General features: G+C 71.4%; 14 protein-coding genes. 6 read left to right on the top strand and 8 right to left on the bottom strand.

Features of this window, described 5'->3' with window-relative positions:
* Positions 1–66 precede the first annotated feature (66 nt).
* Positions 67–2,304, bottom strand: coding sequence for an NADP-dependent isocitrate dehydrogenase (locus ELY19_RS18915; protein ID WP_126197598.1), 2,238 nt, complete (start codon positions 2,302–2,304; stop codon positions 67–69).
* Between the two features lie 157 nt (positions 2,305–2,461).
* Here ELY19_RS18915 and ELY19_RS18910 point away from each other — a divergent pair, with 157 nt between their 5' ends.
* On the top strand, positions 2,462–3,406 hold the full coding sequence (locus ELY19_RS18910) for a DUF808 domain-containing protein (RefSeq protein WP_126197597.1): 945 nt from the start codon (positions 2,462–2,464) through the stop codon (positions 3,404–3,406).
* 1 nt (position 3,407) lies between these two features.
* Here ELY19_RS18910 and ELY19_RS18905 read toward each other — a convergent pair whose 3' ends face one another.
* Positions 3,408–4,235: a MerR family transcriptional regulator gene (locus tag ELY19_RS18905; protein ID WP_126197596.1), complete on the bottom strand. Its 828-nt coding sequence runs from the start codon at positions 4,233–4,235 to the stop codon at positions 3,408–3,410.
* A 34-nt stretch (positions 4,236–4,269) separates the two neighbouring features.
* A complete protein-coding gene (locus ELY19_RS18900) occupies positions 4,270–4,980 on the bottom strand; it encodes a lysoplasmalogenase (RefSeq protein ID WP_126197595.1) in 711 nt (236 codons plus the stop codon).
* Between the two features lie 28 nt (positions 4,981–5,008).
* Between ELY19_RS18900 and ELY19_RS18895 the strand changes: the two genes are divergently transcribed.
* The 4 genes from ELY19_RS18895 (at position 5,009) to ELY19_RS18880 (ending at position 10,265) form a co-directional block, all read left to right on the top strand.
* Positions 5,009–6,289, top strand: coding sequence for a serine hydrolase (locus ELY19_RS18895; RefSeq protein ID WP_126197594.1), 1,281 nt, complete (start codon positions 5,009–5,011; stop codon positions 6,287–6,289).
* Positions 6,290–6,495: 206 nt separating this feature from the next.
* Complete coding sequence (katG, locus tag ELY19_RS18890) at positions 6,496–8,715, top strand: catalase/peroxidase HPI (RefSeq protein WP_126197593.1); 2,220 nt, start codon at positions 6,496–6,498, stop codon at positions 8,713–8,715.
* A 138-nt stretch (positions 8,716–8,853) separates the two neighbouring features.
* Positions 8,854–9,621, top strand: a complete 768-nt coding sequence (locus tag ELY19_RS18885; protein ID WP_126197592.1) for an acyl-CoA thioesterase domain-containing protein — start codon at positions 8,854–8,856, stop codon at positions 9,619–9,621.
* A gap of 119 nt (positions 9,622–9,740) precedes the next feature.
* Positions 9,741–10,265, top strand: coding sequence for an LGFP repeat-containing protein (locus ELY19_RS18880; RefSeq protein WP_164711652.1), 525 nt, complete (start codon positions 9,741–9,743; stop codon positions 10,263–10,265).
* 13 nt (positions 10,266–10,278) lie between these two features.
* Here the strand turns inward: ELY19_RS18880 and ELY19_RS18875 are convergent, their stop codons facing one another.
* Positions 10,279–11,130, bottom strand: coding sequence for a class I SAM-dependent methyltransferase (locus ELY19_RS18875; RefSeq protein ID WP_126197590.1), 852 nt, complete (start codon positions 11,128–11,130; stop codon positions 10,279–10,281).
* A 60-nt stretch (positions 11,131–11,190) separates the two neighbouring features.
* Entirely contained in the window at positions 11,191–12,612 is a 1,422-nt protein-coding gene (locus tag ELY19_RS18870) for a non-ribosomal peptide synthetase domain-containing protein (protein ID WP_126197589.1), read from the bottom strand.
* 110 nt (positions 12,613–12,722) lie between these two features.
* Between ELY19_RS18870 and ELY19_RS18865 the strand changes: the two genes are divergently transcribed.
* A complete protein-coding gene (locus ELY19_RS18865) occupies positions 12,723–14,093 on the top strand; it encodes a sugar transferase (protein WP_126197588.1) in 1,371 nt (456 codons plus the stop codon).
* Here ELY19_RS18865 and ELY19_RS18860 read toward each other — a convergent pair.
* Genes ELY19_RS18860 through ELY19_RS18850 form a run of 3 tightly spaced genes read right to left on the bottom strand, consistent with a single transcriptional unit; the run spans position 14,090 to position 16,710 of the window.
* Positions 14,090–15,187 (bottom strand): IS630 family transposase, encoded by a 1,098-nt coding sequence (locus ELY19_RS18860; protein ID WP_126194392.1) that lies wholly within the window; start codon positions 15,185–15,187, stop codon positions 14,090–14,092. The genes ELY19_RS18865 and ELY19_RS18860 overlap by 4 nt on opposite strands.
* A 51-nt stretch (positions 15,188–15,238) precedes the next feature.
* Positions 15,239–15,610 (bottom strand): holo-ACP synthase, encoded by a 372-nt coding sequence (gene acpS, locus ELY19_RS18855; RefSeq protein WP_126197587.1) that lies wholly within the window; start codon positions 15,608–15,610, stop codon positions 15,239–15,241.
* A complete protein-coding gene (locus tag ELY19_RS18850) occupies positions 15,607–16,710 on the bottom strand; it encodes a glycosyltransferase (RefSeq protein WP_126197586.1) in 1,104 nt (367 codons plus the stop codon). The genes acpS and ELY19_RS18850 overlap by 4 nt, the downstream gene beginning before the upstream one ends.
* Positions 16,711–16,714: the final 4 nt, after the last annotated feature.

Genomic DNA, 16,714 nt, shown 5'->3' with positions numbered 1-16,714 from the left:
GCGCCGCTCGCACGAGCGGAACGAGCACCGCCGACCGAGGTCGGCGGTGCCCGTCGCGGGATCGGGTCAGTCGTCGAGCGACGCGAGATCCGCGTTGAAGGTCGCGCTGGGGCGCATGACCTTCGACATCTTCTCGGGGTCCGGGTAGTAGTAGCCGCCGATGTCGGCGGGCTGCCCCTGGACGGCTCGCAGCTCCTCGACGATGGTGTCCTCGTGCTCGGTGAGGGCCTTCGCCAGCGGCGCGAACTTCGCTGCGAGGTCCGGGTTCTCGGTCTGCGCCGCCAGCTCCTGCGCCCAGTACAGGGCGAGGTAGAACTGGCTGCCCCGGTTGTCCAGCTCGCCCGTGCTGCGCGAGGGCGCCTTGTTGTTCTCGAGCAGCTTGCCGGTGGCGGCGTCGAGCGTGGTCGCGAGGACCTTCGCGGCCGGATTCTCGTTCTTGATGCCCGTGTCCTCGAGGCTCACCGCGAGCGCGAGGAACTCACCCAGCGAGTCCCAGCGGAGATGGTTCTCCTCCGTGAGCTGCTTGACGTGCTTGGGCGCCGAGCCGCCGGCACCCGTCTCGTACATGCCGCCGCCGGCCATGAGCGGGACGATCGACAGCATCTTCGCCGAGGTGCCGAGCTCGAGGATCGGGAACAGGTCGGTGAGGTAGTCGCGCAGGATGTTGCCCGTCGCGGCGATGGTGTCGAGTCCGCGCATCGCGCGCTCGAGGGTGTAGCGCATGGCGCGCACCTGCGACATGATCTGGATGTCGAGGCCCTCGGTGTCGTAGTTCTTCAGCTCGGCCTTGACCGCCTTGATGAGCTCGTTCTCGTGCGGGCGGTACGGATCGAGCCAGAACAGGACGGGCATGCCCGAGTTGCGGGCGCGGTTGACGGCCAGCTTGACCCAGTCGCGGATCGGGGCGTCCTTGACGGTGCACATGCGCCAGATGTCGCCCTCCTCGACCTCCTGGGAGAGGATGACCTCGCCGGTGGCGTTGTCGACGATGTTGGCGGTACCGGCCGCGGGGACCTCGAAGGTCTTGTCGTGGCTGCCGTACTCCTCGGCCTTCTGCGCCATCAGGCCGACGTTGGGGACGGTGCCCATGGTGCGGGGATCGAAGGCGCCGTTGGTCTTACAGAAGTTGATGATCTCCTGGTAGATGCGCGCGAAGGTGGACTCCGGCATCACGGCCTTGGTGTCCTTCGGACGGCCGTCGGCGCCGTACATCTTGCCGCCGGCGCGGATCATGGCGGGCATCGAGGCGTCGACGATCACGTCGGACGGCGAGTGGAAGTTGGAGATGCCGCGCGCCGAGTCGACCATCGCCAGCTCCGGGCGGTGCTCGTGGCAGGCGTGCAGGTCCTTGACGATCTCCTCGTGCTTGCTGGCGGGCAGCGTGGCGATCTTGTCGTACAGGTCGCCGAGACCGTTGTTGACGTTGACCCCGAGCTCGTCGAAGAGCGCCTGGTGCTTGGCGAAGGCGTCCTTGTAGAAGACCTTGACCGCGTGACCGAAGACGATGGGGTGCGAGACCTTCATCATGGTGGCCTTCACGTGCAGCGAGAACATGACGCCGGTCTCGTAGGCGTCCTGCATCTGCTCCTCGTAGAACTCGAGCAGCGCCTTCTTGCTCATGAACATCGAGTCCATGACGTCGCCCGCACCGAGCTTCACGCTCGGCTTGAGCACGTGAGTCTGGCCGTCGGCGGTGACGAGCTCCATGCGCAGGTCGCGCTCGCGGTCCAGCGTCGTGGACTTCTCGCCGTGGTAGAAGTCGCCGTGCTTCATGTGCGCGACGTGGCTGCGCGAGGCCATCGACCACTCGCCCATGCTGTGCGGGTTCTTGCGGGCGTACTCCTTGACGGCGCGCGGCGCACGGCGATCCGAGTTACCCTGGCGCAGCACGGGATTCACGGCGCTGCCGAGGATGGTGGAGTAACGCGTCGCGATGTCGCGCTCCTCGTCGGTCTTCGGCTCGGAGGGCAGGTCCGGGATGTCGTAGCCCTTGGACTGCAGTTCGGCGATCGCGGCCAGCAGCTGCGGCACCGAGGCGCTGATGTTCGGGAGCTTGATGATGTTGGCCGACGGATCCTGGGTCAGCTCGCCGAGGGCCGCGAGGTTGTCCGGCACCTTCTGCTCGTCGGTGAGGCGCTCGGGGAATGCCGCCAGAATGCGCGCCGCGACCGAGATGTCGCTCGTCTGCACGTCGATACCGGCGGGCCCGGCGAAGGCGCGGATGATCGGCAGGAACGACGCGGTGGCCAGAAGTGGGGCCTCGTCGGTCAGCGTGTAGATGATGGTCTGCTGCTGCGCACTCATGTGTGTTTGCTTCTCCCGAATGTCTTGGTCGGTCGACTCTGTACGAACTGCTCTGTCAGTCTCCATGTAACGGTTCCTCCATTATCCTCCCCCACGCCGACGACCCGCGACGGCAGTCCGGCAAACGCGCGCCGCCTGCGCCGATTACGCTGTCGCCATGGCCGGAGGACTCGCTGCCCTGCTCGACGACATCGCCGCCCTCGCGCGGCTCGCCGCCGCGTCGGTCGACGACGTCGCGGCCGCCGCCGGCCGGGCGAGCGTGAAGGCCGCGGGCGTCGTGGTCGACGACACCGCCGTCACGCCGCGGTACGTGCAGGGCATCAAGCCCGAGCGGGAGCTGAGCATCGTCGCGCGCATCGCGAAGGGCTCGCTGCGCAACAAGCTGGTCTTCATCCTGCCCGCCATCCTCCTCCTGAGCTGGCTCGCGCCGTGGGCGCTGACGCCCATCCTCATGCTCGGCGGCACGTATCTCTGCTACGAGGGCGCCGAGAAGATCTGGGAGAAGATCAGCGGGCACGCCGACCCGGCCGAGCCCTCGTCGACGACCGGTCAGGTCGACGAGGACACCGTGGTCGCCGGCGCCATCCGCACCGATTTCATCCTCTCCGCGGAGATCATGGTCATCGCCATGAACGAGGTCGCGAGCGAGGCCCTGTGGTCGCGGGCGCTGATCCTCGTGGTCGTGGCGATCCTCATCACCGCGCTGGTCTACGGCGTCGTCGCGCTCATCGTCAAGATGGACGACGTGGGCCTCGCGCTGGCCCAGCGCCCGTCGGAGTTCAGCCGCCGTGTCGGCACGGCGATGGTCAAGGCCATGCCGAAGGTGCTCAGCGTGCTCGCGAACGTCGGCATCGTCGCCATGTGCTGGGTCGGCGGCCACATCCTGCTGGTGGGACTCGACGAGCTGGGGTGGCACTGGCCCTACTCGGTGGTGCACCACTTCGAGACCTGGGCGCACGACCTGGTCCCCGCCATCGGCTCGGTGATCGGCTGGCTCGCCAACACCCTGGGCTCCGCACTGTTCGGCCTCGCGGTGGGCGCCGTCGTGGTCGTGATCGTGCATCTGATCGGCAGGCTCCGCGGCGCCCCCGCCGAGCACTGAGCTACCGGATCGGCACCACGACGCGGGTCCGCAGCTCGGCCTCGGGAACCGCGCAGGGGTCGTTGAGGTACACGGTGAAGTGGTGCGTCGCGACATCGTCGACGGTCCGCGCCGCCGTCAGGCCCCGTTCGGCGATGTGCGCGCCGATCAGCTCGTGCGCCCGTGGGATCGCCTCGGCGTAGGGCCCCTCGACGACTGCCTCCACCGCGCGCGTCGACGGGGCGTCGACGACGGTGAGCGGCGCCGCGGCGACGGTGCCGGCGGGCACCTCGAAGAACACGGACTCGTCCACGTCGGACTCGCGGAACTCGTCATCGTGCTCGATGCATCCGCCGGGGCCGGCCGGGGCGATCCCCTGCTCCTGCAGGGCGGGGAGGAAGCGCTCCCAGAGGAGGCCCTCGCCGGCGTAGTCGGGGACGGTGCCGCGCAGGTGCACGAGCGTGCGGGCGGGCAGGGTGGTGAGGGAAACGGTGTCGGTCATGGTGGGCTCCCGGATCAGGGTGTCGATGAGGCGGAGCCGGGCGGCGGCGTCCGCTGCGGCCGCGGCGACCTCGAGACGCTGCGCGCGCAGGGCCTCGTCGAACGCCGGGGTGCCGCGGACGGCCAGGAGGGCCCCGATGGCGGACACGCCGAACCCCACGTCCCGCAGCCTGCGGATCGCGGCGGCGTCGGCGAGTTGCGCCGGCGCGTACCGGCGGTAGCCGCTCAGCGGGTCGACGTGGGCGGGCACCAGGACACCGTGGGTGTCGTAGTGGCGCAGCATCCGCACGCTGATCCGGCTGAGCGAGGAGAACCTGCCGATGGGCATGAGGTCAGGGGTGTCGGTCACGGTCACCACTGTGTCGCCTCACACGGTGTGAGGGTCAAGCCCCGGCGCGGGGCTCCGGATCGATTCGCCCGGCGCGCGCGGCACCGTCGGCGATCAGGAACTGCGCGCCGGTGTACGTCGCCATCACGGCGCCCTCCATCCACGCGGGCGGATCGGTGAGGACGAACTTGCGCAGACCGAGGATCGAATCGCTCAGCAGGAACAACCCGGCGCCGGCGAGTGTCGCACGCCGGGCGTCGGCGGGGATCTGCGGGCCGAGCACCGTCGCCGCCGCGGCGGTGCCGCTGAGCATCACCGAGTAGCCGGCGAGCACGGGCGCGAGCGCCGGCGCGGTGCGGTACGCGGCGAGCAGTGCGCGCGGGGCGCCCACGGCCCACGCGGCGCCGACGGCGGCGGGCTTGGCGGGTGAGGCCTCCGGGTCGCGCTGGGCGAGGAGCCCGCCGATGTACGCGGCGTGCCCCGCGGCGAAGGCGCTCGCGCCCAGGGCGAAGTGCTTCGGCTCGTCGCCGAGCAGCGCCACGTCGCCCACCCAGCCCCCGGCCTGACCGGCGAGGGTGCTCCGGCACAGGGGCGAGCGACGCACCCGCGGGTCGGACGCGAAGGACGCGGCGAGCGTCGGCAGGAGCAGGGGTTTGGTGAACCGCCGCGCGCGGTGGTGCGCGGGCTTCGGCGAGGCCGAGAGCGCGGTGTCGACCGCGGCGAGGGCGGCGTAGGTGAGCTTGAGGACGGTGCTGGCGCGGGTCACCGCGCCAATCTATCCGTAGGCTCATGCCGTGAGCAGCGACACCGTGCCGGCCCCCGCACCCGAGGAGGGCCGCATCCGCGTCCCGCGCGACCTGGACGCGATCACCGACGTCGGCGCCGAGGACCACGCCGACGTGGACCCGCGTGCGATCGAGCGGATCTGGCTGGCGGCGCGCTCCTGGTACGCGGCGGGCATGCAGCCGGCCATCCAGGTGTGCGTGCGGCACCGGGGCCGGGTGGTGCTGGACCGGGCGATCGGCCACGCCCGCGGTAACGGCCCCGATCTCCCCTCCAATCGGGACGAGGCCCCCGAGCCCGTGCCGGTCACCGTCGACACCCCGTTCTGCACGTACTCCACGGCGAAGGGCGTCGCGGTCACCCTCCTGCACCGGCTGATCGAACGCGGCGACCTCGATCTCGAGGCGCGGGTCGCCGACTACATGCCGGAGTTCACCAGCGACGGCAAGGACCGGATCACGGTGCGGCACGTGCTGACCCACAGTGCCGGTATCCCGATCAACACCGGGCCGAAACCGGACCTCACCCGCTCCGAGGACAGCGAGTACACCCGGGCGATGCTCGCCGGCATCAAGCCCGTCTACTCCCCCGGGCGCCTGCACTTCTACCACGCGCTGACCTGGGGTCCGCTCGTCCGCGAGCTGGTCCTGGCCGCTACCGGACGCACGATCCGCGAGATCGCGGCGACGGAGATCCTCGGTCCGTTGGGCTTCCGCTGGACCAACTTCGGCGTCGCCCCCGAGGATCTGCCCGCCGTCGGCCTGAGCTATGCGACGGGGCGGCCCGCGCCGCCCGTGATCGAGGCCGCCTTCCGCAAGGTGGTGGGCGGCACCATGCAGCAGATCGTCCCGATGTCGAACTCGCCGCAGTTCCTCACCGGGATCGTGCCCTCGTCGAACCTCGTCTCGACGGCGCACGAGCTGTCGCGGTTCGCGGAGGTCCTCCGCCGCGGGGGCGAGCTCGACGGTGTCCGCGTGCTCCGCCCGGAGACCCTCTCGGCGGCGACGCGCCAGGCGCGCCGGTTGCGCCCCGACTTCGCCACGGGCGGCGCCCCCCTGCGCTGGGGCACGGGATACATGCTGGGCTCGGACCGGTTCGGCCCCTTCGGCCGGAATGCGCCCGCGGCGTTCGGACACACGGGGCTGACGGAGATCGCGATGTGGGCCGACCCGGAGCGCGACCTCGCGGCGGCGGTCGTCTCGAGCGGCAAGCCCGGGAGCCACCCGGAGGCCAAGCGCTACCCCGCGCTCCTGGATGCGATCACCGGCGCCTTCCGGCGCTCCGCGGACTGACCCTCCGACAGCGATCGGGACGCGCACGATAGGGCATTCCTACCGCATCGATAGGGCGTTTCACCTCGACTTTCCAGGATTTCTAGAATAATTCCAGAAAAGCTGGAATCCGGGGCTTCGCGGACGTACAGTGGGTGACGCGCGGCCCGCCAGCCCGGCCGCTCCGCTTCAACAGCCGTACACACATCCGTACCGAGAGGAACGCCGTGTCCGAGGATCAGACCACCTCCCCCCAGGAACAGACGAGCGGAAGCGGCGGATGTCCCGTCGCCCACGGTTCGCTGCGCCCGCCCGTGGCCGGCGGTGGCAACCGCGACTGGTGGCCCGACGAGGTCAACCTGAAGGTGCTCGCGAACAACCCCGCCGAGGGCGACCCGCTCGGTGCCGACTTCGACTACGCGGCCGCGGTCGCCACGCTCGACGTGGACGCGGTCCGCGCCGACATCGTCGCCGTGATGCGTGATTCGCAGGACTGGTGGCCCGCTGACTTCGGTCACTACGGCCCGCTGTTCATCCGCATGGCGTGGCACTCCGCCGGCACCTATCGCACCACCGACGGGCGCGGCGGCGGCGGCGCGGGCCTGCAGCGCTTCGCTCCGCTCAACAGCTGGCCGGACAACGTCAGCCTCGACAAGGCCCGTCGCCTGCTGTGGCCGGTGAAGCAGAAGTACGGCCGCAAGCTCTCGTGGGCCGACCTGATCCTGTTCGCGGGCAACGTCGCCCTCGAGGACATGGGCTTCACCACCGAGGGCTTCGCCTTCGGTCGCGCCGACGTGGCCGAGCCGGAGGACGTCTACTGGGGCCCGGAGCACACGTGGCTGGGCTCCGACGGCCGCTTCTCCGGCAAGCGCGAGCTCGATCAGCCGCTCGGCGCCACTCACATGGGTCTGATCTACGTCAATCCCGAGGGCCCCGAGGGGGTTCCGGACTTCATGGCCGCCGCGGACGACATCCGCGAGACCTTCGGCCGCATGGCGATGAACGACGAGGAGACCGCGGCGCTCATCGTCGGCGGGCACACCTTCGGCAAGACGCACGGCGCGGGCCCCGTCGAGAACGGACCCGAGCCCGAGGCCGCGCCGATGGAGCAGCAGGGCCTCGGCTGGAAGGGCGGCAACGGCACCGGCGTCGGTAAGGACGCGGTCACCAGCGGCCTGGAGGTCATCTGGACCCACACGCCCACCAAGTGGGACAACAGCTTCCTCGAGATCCTGTACAGCAACGAGTGGGAACTCTTCCAGAGCCCTGCGGGCGCGAACCAGTGGCGCCCGAAGGACGGCGGCTGGGCGAACTCGGTCCCCGAGGCCTTCGGCACCGGCAAGACCCACCCGTCGATGCTGACCACAGACCTGTCGCTCCGCTTCGACCCGATCTACGGCGAGATCACCAAGCGCTGGCTGGACAACCCGCAGCAGCTCGCCGACGCCTTCGCCAAGGCCTGGTTCAAGCTGCTCCACCGCGACATGGGACCGACCTCGCGCTACATCGGACCGCTGGTCCCCAAGACCGAGCACCTCTGGCAGGATCCGGTCCCGGCTCCCGAGGGGGCGCCGATCGACGCGGCGGACGCCGACGCCATCACGGAGCGGATCCTGGCCACCGGCCTGACCACCGCGCAGCTGGTGAAGACCGCATGGGCCGCCTTCTCGTCGTTCCGCCGTACCGACAAGCGCGGCGGCGCCAACGGCGGCCGTCTCCGCCTGCAGCCGCAGGCCGGCTGGGAGGTCAACGAACCCGACGAGCTCGCGCAGGTCATCCGCACGCTCGAGGGCGTCGTCGAGGCCTTCAACGCGGAGTCGGGCAAGAAGGTCTCGTTCGCCGACGTGGTCGTCCTCGCGGGCAACGCGGGCGTGGCGCAGGCGGCGAAGGCCGCGGGCGTCGATGTGACGATCCCGTTCACCCCGGGCCGCACCGACGCCACCCAGGCGGACACCGACGTCGAGTCCTTCGCGGTGCTGGAGCCGCGCTTCGACGCCTTCCGCAACTACGTCGCCAAGGGTGCGCCGATGCCTGCCGAGTACCTCCTCGTGGAGAAGGCGAACCTGCTCGGCCTCACCGCGCCGGAGATGACCGTGCTGATCGGCGGTCTGCGCGTCCTGGGCAACAACTACGGCGGCTCCGAGGCCGGCGTCTTCACCGATCGCCCCGGCGTCCTGAGCAACGACTGGTTCGTGAACCTGCTCGACATGTCCACGAAGTGGGCGCCCGCGTCCGACGACGACTCGACCTACGTCGGCACCGATCGCGCGACGGGCGAGAAGAAGTGGACGGCCACCCGCGCCGATCTCGTCTTCGGCTCGAACTCGATCCTCCGCGGCATCGCCGAGGTCTACGGCGCCTCCGACGCCGGCGAGAAGTTCGTGGGCGACTTCGTGGCAGCCTGGACCAAGCTCGCCAACGCAGACCGGTTCGATGTGAAGGCCTGATCCTCTTCCACGGCCGGAACCCGCGCCCCGTACACCGCTGCCGGTGTCCGGGGCGCGGTCGTTCCGGGACCCCAATTCCAGTTATTCTTCATTAACCCTGATCGCGATCAGCGCCGGTCGCAGGCGTACGCTCACCCCATGCCGTACTTCGACCGGGTCTCCGCGACCGCGTTCCGCCCCACCGAACACGTCTCGGGCGGCTGGAACACCGCCGAACAACACATCGCTCCCCCGATGGGACTGCTCGCGCACGCCGTGGAGCAGGACCGCGACGCGCGGCGCGACGACGGCCTCCAGGTCGCACGACTGTCCTACGACATCCTCGGCACCCTTCCCATGGACGTGGTCGAGGTCGCGGTCCGCGTCGTCCGCCCGGGCCGCACGATCGAACTCGTCGAGGCGACCCTCAGCCACGGCGGGCGCACCGGACTGGTCCTGCGCGCGTGGCTGCTCGACCGCCGCGACACACGCGCCGTCGCGGCGTCCGAGCTGGACCCGATCGCACCGCCCGAGCGGATGCCGGAGTGGGACCCCGGCACCGTCTGGCCCGGTGGGTACATCGCCTCCGCGCGCACCCGGCGCTGCGAGACGCACCCCGGCCGCGCCGAGTACTGGGTGGAGTCGGACGTACCGCTGCTCGACGAGCCGACCGGTCCGGTCGCGCGTGCGGCGCGACTGTTCGACATCGCAAACGGGATGACACCCCGGTTCAGCCCGGAGGAGGTCGCGTACCCGAACCTCGATCTCACAGCGCATCTGTTCCGCGACCCCGTGGGCGAGGCGATCGGTTTCGCGACGCGGGTCTCGACCGGACCCGACGGCGCAGGTCTGACGCATTCGGTCATTCACGACATCACGGGCCCCGTGGGAACGGTGGATCAGATACAAACGGTGCGTCTGCGCTGAAATCCAGTCAAGAGTGTGGTTACATTCCGAGCGTTCAATTCACCCTGCCGAAGGGAGCTCTCATGAATACTCGGATCACACGGACGCTTGGTGCAGTAGCCGCCACCGCCGCGCTGACCGTGGCACTCACCGCGTGCAATGAAGCGAAGGACACCGCGAACGACGCGAAGGACGCCGCCACCTCGGCGGCGGGCAGCGCCGCCTCCGCAGTGACCGGCGCCAACGGCGCGGGCGAGTCCGGAGCGAACGGCGCCGGTGCGGAGTCGAAGGCCGTCGTGCCGTCGACCAGCATCGCAACCCCCGGCGGCACCGAGGTGACCATCACCGAGGGCCCGATCAGCGCGGAGTACGCGAAGTACGGCTACGAGAAGGGACACCTCGGCGCCCCGCTCGGCCCGGTATCGGCGCTGCCCGACGGCAAGGGCAAGTACCTCACGCTCAAGGGCGGCACGATCTACTGGTCGGAGGCCTCCGGTGCGCACGTCGTGCACGGCGTGATCGGCGACAAGTGGGGCGAGGCCGGCCATGAGACCGGCAAGCTGGGCTACCCCACGAGCGACGAGACCGCCGAGAACGGGTCGATCAAGCAGACCTTCCAGAACGGGACGATCACCTTCCGCGACGGGGTCGCAACGGTCTCCTGATCCCCGACGACGGTCACGGCGCCGTCCCGACGTACACCGTTCGCGCGGTCAGCACGAACACGTCGGGGCGGCGTCGCACGTTGTGGGGGTCGGCCGGGTCGGTCAGCCGGCGCAGCACCTCGGCGTCGTCCGGGTCGAGACGGTCGGCCATCCTCAGGTAGCGGCCGAGCATGTGCGCGACGGCGGTGCGGGTCCGGTCGTCCAGCGGGGCCGGCCGGTCGACCAGGAACGTCCGGGCCCGCACGTCGCGCAGACCTGCGGAGCGCAGCATCGCGGGCCAGTCCTCCGGCACGTCGACGGTGCCGTCGAGCGCCGCCCGCATCTCCCCGAAGCCGGTCGCCTGCAGGGCATCGAGCCGTTCGGCGAGGCCCGGTCTGCCGAGGCCGATGTCGCGCGGCAGGAATCGCAGGGGCAGGCCGCCCTCCGCCACCGCCAGCACGCCGCCGGGCGCGAGCCGGGCCGCGAGTGCGGCGACGGCGGCGCCCTGGTCGCCGAGGTGGTGCATCGTCTGCGCGGTCCAGATGAGATCGGCGGCGGGGAGGCCGGCGAAGCCCTCGGGCAGGTCGGTGCGCAGCACCTCGATCGGGTGCCCGGCGGCCGCGCCGCGGCGACGAGCCCGGTCCAGCAACGTGGCGTCGCCGTCGACGGCGACGACACGCGCCGACGGGAACCGCGCCGCCAGCGCCGCAGTGACGACGCCGGGGCCGGCGCCGACGTCGAGCACGGTCCCGGGCGCGGGCACGAGCTCGCCGATCGCGTCGAGCGCCTGCGTCGCGTACGGCAGCAGGACCTCGCCCTCCGCCTCGAGCTCGGGCGCGAGGTCCGCCCAGTCCGGGTGCGTGTGCATGTGCGCGTGCTTCGTCATGGATCCACCGTGCCCCGCCTACTCGTCACACGGCAAGATGTCATGCCGTTCCGGCAAATCTCAGGCTCGGCGAACCCGGACTCCGGGCGGGAGCACCGCCCGCGCGCCGGCGAGGCGAGCCGGATCCACGCCGCGCAGCACGACGGTCACCGGCGGCCCGGTCCGCACCTCGACCGCGTCCGCGGCGAAGCCCGCGGCCACGAGCGCGCTCCGCATCCGCTCGGGCACCGCCCAGCCACCCGGGACCGCGATCCGGTCCGGGTCCACCGGCCGGGCGACGACCGCGGGCAGCGGCCGGTCCGGCGCGGCCAGGGCCGCACGCAGGAACGCCGCGATCGCGTCCACATGCGCGGCCGCGCCCGCGGCGTCGTACAGAGCGGGGTGGAAGACGCCGTCCACCACGAGATCCGCGTCCGCCTCGGGGTACACGGAGAGCAGGCAGTCCGCGACGGGCCCCCATGCCGCCACGTCGAGCGACCACCCGGCCGTCCGGACGTCCGGCAGCACGTTGACGATCGGTCCGTAGAGCCGTCCCGTGCGCCACGCCGCGGGGACGCTCGTGATCAGGTTCTCCGGTCGCTGTCCCGCGGCGATCCGGTCCGCGGCCTCGGTCAGCCAGCGCCGCACCTCGCCGGCGAGCGCGGCGGGCGTGGCATCGCGCGGCACCGTCAGCCGGGTGGGGACCACGGCCGTCCACTGCACCGGCGTCGCCCGCTCGAGAGCGGTCCGGCGCAGCGACGCCGTGACGCCGACGTGCGCCTCGGCCGCGCCGAGATACCGGGCGGTGTAGGCGGCGACGACGGCGACGGCCTCCGCGGGCCACTCCCTGCGATCGACGATCCCGGGCACCGTCAGCCGCGCCCGGTGCTGCACGGGGTGGGACGCGGGCGGGGCGACCCGGTCGACGAAGGCGATCTCGCGGCCGGGATCCCCGACGCCGTCCGTGGCCGCGGACCAGAAAGCGGTGTCGGGTGGGCGCGCCGGCGCGGTGGCGGCCGCGAGCCCGGTCAGGTCCCCGAGCCGCTCGACGGGCAGCGTCGCACCGTCCGCCTGGGCGGCCCGGAGGCGCGCGACGATCCGGCGGAAGACCCGGGTGACGGCGTAGCCGTCGAGCACGGCGTGATGGGCGAGCACGCGGACCAGGTGCGCCCCGCCCACCTGGACGATCGCCACGCGCACCAGCGGGCCACCGTCGAGGGGCAGCGTTCCCGCCGCCCGCCACGCGCGGTACGCCCGCTCCGACGCGAAGCTCTCCACCCGGACGGGGGCACGTTCGGCGCTCACGAACCGGGGCTCACCGTCGACCACGATGCCGAGTGCCGCGGCCTCCGTCTCGGCGAGGGCGTCCGCAGCCGCGGACGCGAGGACCCCGGCATCGACCGGCAGTTCCGTCCGCCACGCCGCGTCGATGACCATCGCCCGCGATCCCGCGTGCTGGGCCGTGAGCGTCAGCATCGCGGCCTGGGACGGGAGGGGCTGCACGGCGCTCACCCTACGCGCGCGGGCCGCGGAGACTGCACGGGTTGTCACAGGAACGCACCGGTGTCCTATATTCGAGCGACGGAACAACGTCGGAAAGGCCCGAGGAGCGCATGAGCACGAACGGTGCCCCGGCCGGCAGCGGCCGCCGCATGCGCCGCCATTCGTGGGCGCTCGCGCTGATCGATCTCCTCGTCGTGTTCGCGTTCCTCATGGGCACGATCCCGTCGACACCGTCGGATCCCGCCCGCGCGGTCCAGAGCCTCGTCGGCGCCGTGCTCGCCGTGGGCGTCTTCTCCGTGTTCGGGCTCTACCGCACCCGGATCACGCTCAGCGCGCTCGATTCCGCCCCGCAGCTGGCGATCGCCGGCTGGATGCTCGCGCCCATCGGCGTGACCACCATCTGGCAGGACGATCACGCCCAGCTGATCGGCGTCGCGGCCTGCTGGGCGCTGCTGTTCGCGGCGCGGGTCGTCTACTACGCCGCGGTCCGCCGGCACCGCGCGCAGCACCCGGATCGCGGCGGCCGCACCCTGGTCATCGGCGGCGGCAAGGTCGCGGGCGAGCTCGTCCATTCGATGTTCATGTTCCCGGAGTACGGCCTCCGCCCGGTCCTCGTCATGGACGACGACCCGCTCGACGCGACGGCGTTCCCCGTGGAGGTGATCCCGCGCCGGAACGACCTGGCCCGGCTCATCAGCGAACGCGCGATCGACACCGTGATCGTCGCCTTCTCCCGCGACCGCGACTCCACGCTGGTCGAGCCGCTGCGCGATTGCGACACCCTGGACTGCGAGATCTACGTGGTCCCGCGGCTGTACGAGTTCGTGCATCAGGACCGGGACATGGACCGGATCCACACCACCCCGCTGGTCCTGGTGCGCCGCCTGGCGCTGCGCTCGAGCCACTGGCGCGTCAAGCGCGTCACCTCGTTCCTGACCTCGCTGATCGGGCTGGTCCTGCTCTCTCCGCTGCTGCTGGTGGTCGCGATCGCGATCAAGGTCCAGGAGCCGCGCGCGCCGATCCTCTTCCGGCAGACCCGTGTCGGCCAGGACGGCCGCCTGTTCTCGCTCTACAAGTTCCGCACCATGCGGCCGGTGCCCGACGAGGAGTCGGACCGCGACTGGACCGACGAACGACTCCGGATCACGCGCCTCGGCCGGTTCCTGCGGCGCCACTCCATCGATGAACTGCCGCAGCTGTGGAACGTGGTGCGCGGCGACATGTCGGTGGTCGGCCCGCGCCCGGAGCGGCCGCACTTCGCGAACCGGTTCGGCGCCGAGATCCCCGCCTACCAGTCCCGGCACCGCGTCATGGTGGGACTGACGGGATGGGCCGCGATCCATGGGCTCCGCGGCGACACGGACATCCGCGACCGCGCCTCCTACGACAACTACTACATCGAGAACTGGAGCCTGTGGCTCGACGTGAAGATCCTGCTGATCTCCGTCGGCACGGTGCTCTTCGGCCGGGGCGGCCGCTAGTGGCGCGGGTTTGAAGTTGTTGGACGGTTCGCCTTCTCGAGGATCTGCTCGGCGGTCTTGGTCCAGACGAACGGCTGTGCTCTCGGGTTCCAGCCGTCGATGAACGCCCGGATCTTGGCGTTGAGGTCCTGGACGGAGGTGAACACGCCGCGCCGGATGGCCTGTCGTTCGACGATCCCGAACCAGGCCTCGACGAGATTCATCCAGGAGGCGTGTGTCGGGGTGAAGTGCACGACGATCCGGGGATGCTTGGCGAGCCAGGCCTTGACGTTCGCATGCTTGTGAGCTGCGTAGTTGTCCATCACCAGGTGCAGCTCGACCGGGTTGCCGTCGGAGTCGAGCACGTCGCGGTAGGCCCGCTCGATCTGACGCAGGAACGCCAGGAACTCCTGGTGCCGGTGCTTGGGTTTGAGGGCGGCGGTGACCTTGCCGGTCGCGATGTCGAGGGCGGCGAACAAGGTGGTGGTGCCGTGCCGGTAGTAGTCATGGGAGCGGCGTTCGACCTTCCCGGGCTGGGTCGGCAGGATCGGCACCGTCCGATCCAGGGCTTGGATCTGCGACTTCTCATCCACGCACAGCACGATCGCGTTCTGAGGCGGGTTCAAGTACAGGCCGCAGATGTCGGTGACCTTGCCGACCAGCTCGGGGTCGGTGGAGAACCGGAACGATTCGGCCTTGAACGGTTTGATCCCGTACGCGCGCCACGCCCGCGCCACCGCGGCCGGCGACACCTTGATCCGGGCGGCGAGCAGCCTCGTCGACCAATGCGTCACCCCAAGGCTTTTCGGCGGCGGCGTGAGCGTTGCGACGATGATCGCATCCTGATCGAGCTCCCGCGGCCGGCCTGGCCGAACCCGATCGGACAGGCCCTCCAGGCCACGCTCGAGATACCGATCCCGCCACGCGATCACCGTCGTCCGGCTCGCATCGACCAACTCAGCGATCCGCTGATTCGACTCACCATCAGCGGCCAGCAACACGATCCGCGCCCGCTTGGCCGCGGACGCCCGCACCGAAGCGGACCGGGTCCACGACTCCAGCACCTCCCGATCACCATCGCGCAGCGTCAACGCCGGAGCAGGATGATTCGCCATGCCTCAATTCTCGCAGGCACCAAACTGTTCAATGATTAACGACACGCGCCACTAGCCGCCGGCCACCTCCGCCACCACCACCGCCGCGGCGGAGGCGTCGGTGTGGGTGAGCGAGAGCTCCGCCCGGATCCAGCCCTGCTCGCGGGCGTGCGCGGCGAGGCCGCCGTGCAGCCGCAGCTCCGGGCCGCGGGGTGTGCCGACCACCTCGACCTCGCGCGGCGGCGTGGCCGCGTCCGGCCCGAGGCGCAGGGCCTTGACCGCCGCCTCCTTGGCCGCCCAGCGCGCCGCGAGGCGGCGCGCGTCGCCGGCGCAGTCGGCGATCTCCCCCGGCGTGTAGACGCGCCGGAGGAACCGGGTCCCGAACCGCGCGATCGACTCCTCGATGCGCGCCACGTCGGCGAGATCGATCCCCACCCGGTTCATCGCACTGCCGCCGCGACGATCGCCCGCATGCGTTCCTGGAACGCCGGCACCGAGAATGCCTCGGCGTGGGTCCGGAGCGCCACCGCGTCGAAGTCCCCCGGGCGCAGGGTCCGCATCGCCGCGGCGAGCGCGTCCGTGAAGGGCTCGTCGGGCCCGTCGGGCACGAGCACGCCGGAGAGTCCGGGGACGACGGTGTCGAGCGCGCCTCCGGCGGCCCGGGCGAGTACCGGGGTGCCCGCCGCCATCGCCTCCACGGGAACGATGCCGAAGTCCTCCTCGCCGGGCATGACGGTGGCGATCGCCGCGCGCTGCAGCCGGACCATCTCGGCGTCCGATACCCGGCCGAGGAACACCGTCTCGTCGCCCGCGATGCGCCGCAGGGCGGCCGCGTGCCGCCCGTCCCCCGCCACGACGAGCCGCACACCGGCGCGCTGGGCCGCCCGGATCGCGAGGTCGACGCGGCGGTACGGCACGAGCCGCCCCGCCACCAGGAAGTAGTCGCCCGCAGTGCCGCCGGGCGTGAACCGCACGACGTCGACGGGCGGCGGGACGACTCGCGCCGGAACGCCCCACCAGCGCTCGATCCGCTCCGCGACCGCCGTGGAGTTCGCGACCACGACGTCGAGGTGCGGTACCGCCGCGGTCTCCACGGCGCGGGCCCGCGCGGCGAGCGCCGCCAGCGCGAGGCGGCCGGGGACGCCGAGGGCCTCGCCGGATCGCAGTTCCGGCGCCCACGCCCACCGGGCGGGCGAATGCACGTAGGCCACGACCGCGGCGCCGGGCCAGGACGGCGCCGCGGAGACCGCCATGGCGTGGTGGCTGATGACGACGGCGTCGACCCCCGCGTCCACACGGTGCCGGCGCCACGCGGCGGGCGCGAACGGGATCAGCGGAGCATGCGAGCGCCGGCCGAGTGCCCGGTGCACGGGATCGAGGCCCGTGACGACGATCCGGTCGCGGAGCTCGGCGGGGACGCTGCGCGGGTCGGCGAAGGCCACGTGGAGTCGTGCGGTCGGCCAGGCGTCGACGAGCGCGCGCGCGACGTTCTCCGAGCCGCCCTGTTCGGTCCATCGCTCGTGGACGACGGCGATCCGGGTCATCGCC

Origin of the sequence: Tsukamurella paurometabola (assembly GCF_900631615.1) — a bacterium.
In the GTDB taxonomy this organism is placed as follows: Bacteria; Actinomycetota; Actinomycetes; order Mycobacteriales; family Mycobacteriaceae; genus Tsukamurella; species Tsukamurella paurometabola_A.
This window is presented reverse-complemented; position numbering and strand designations above follow the sequence as displayed.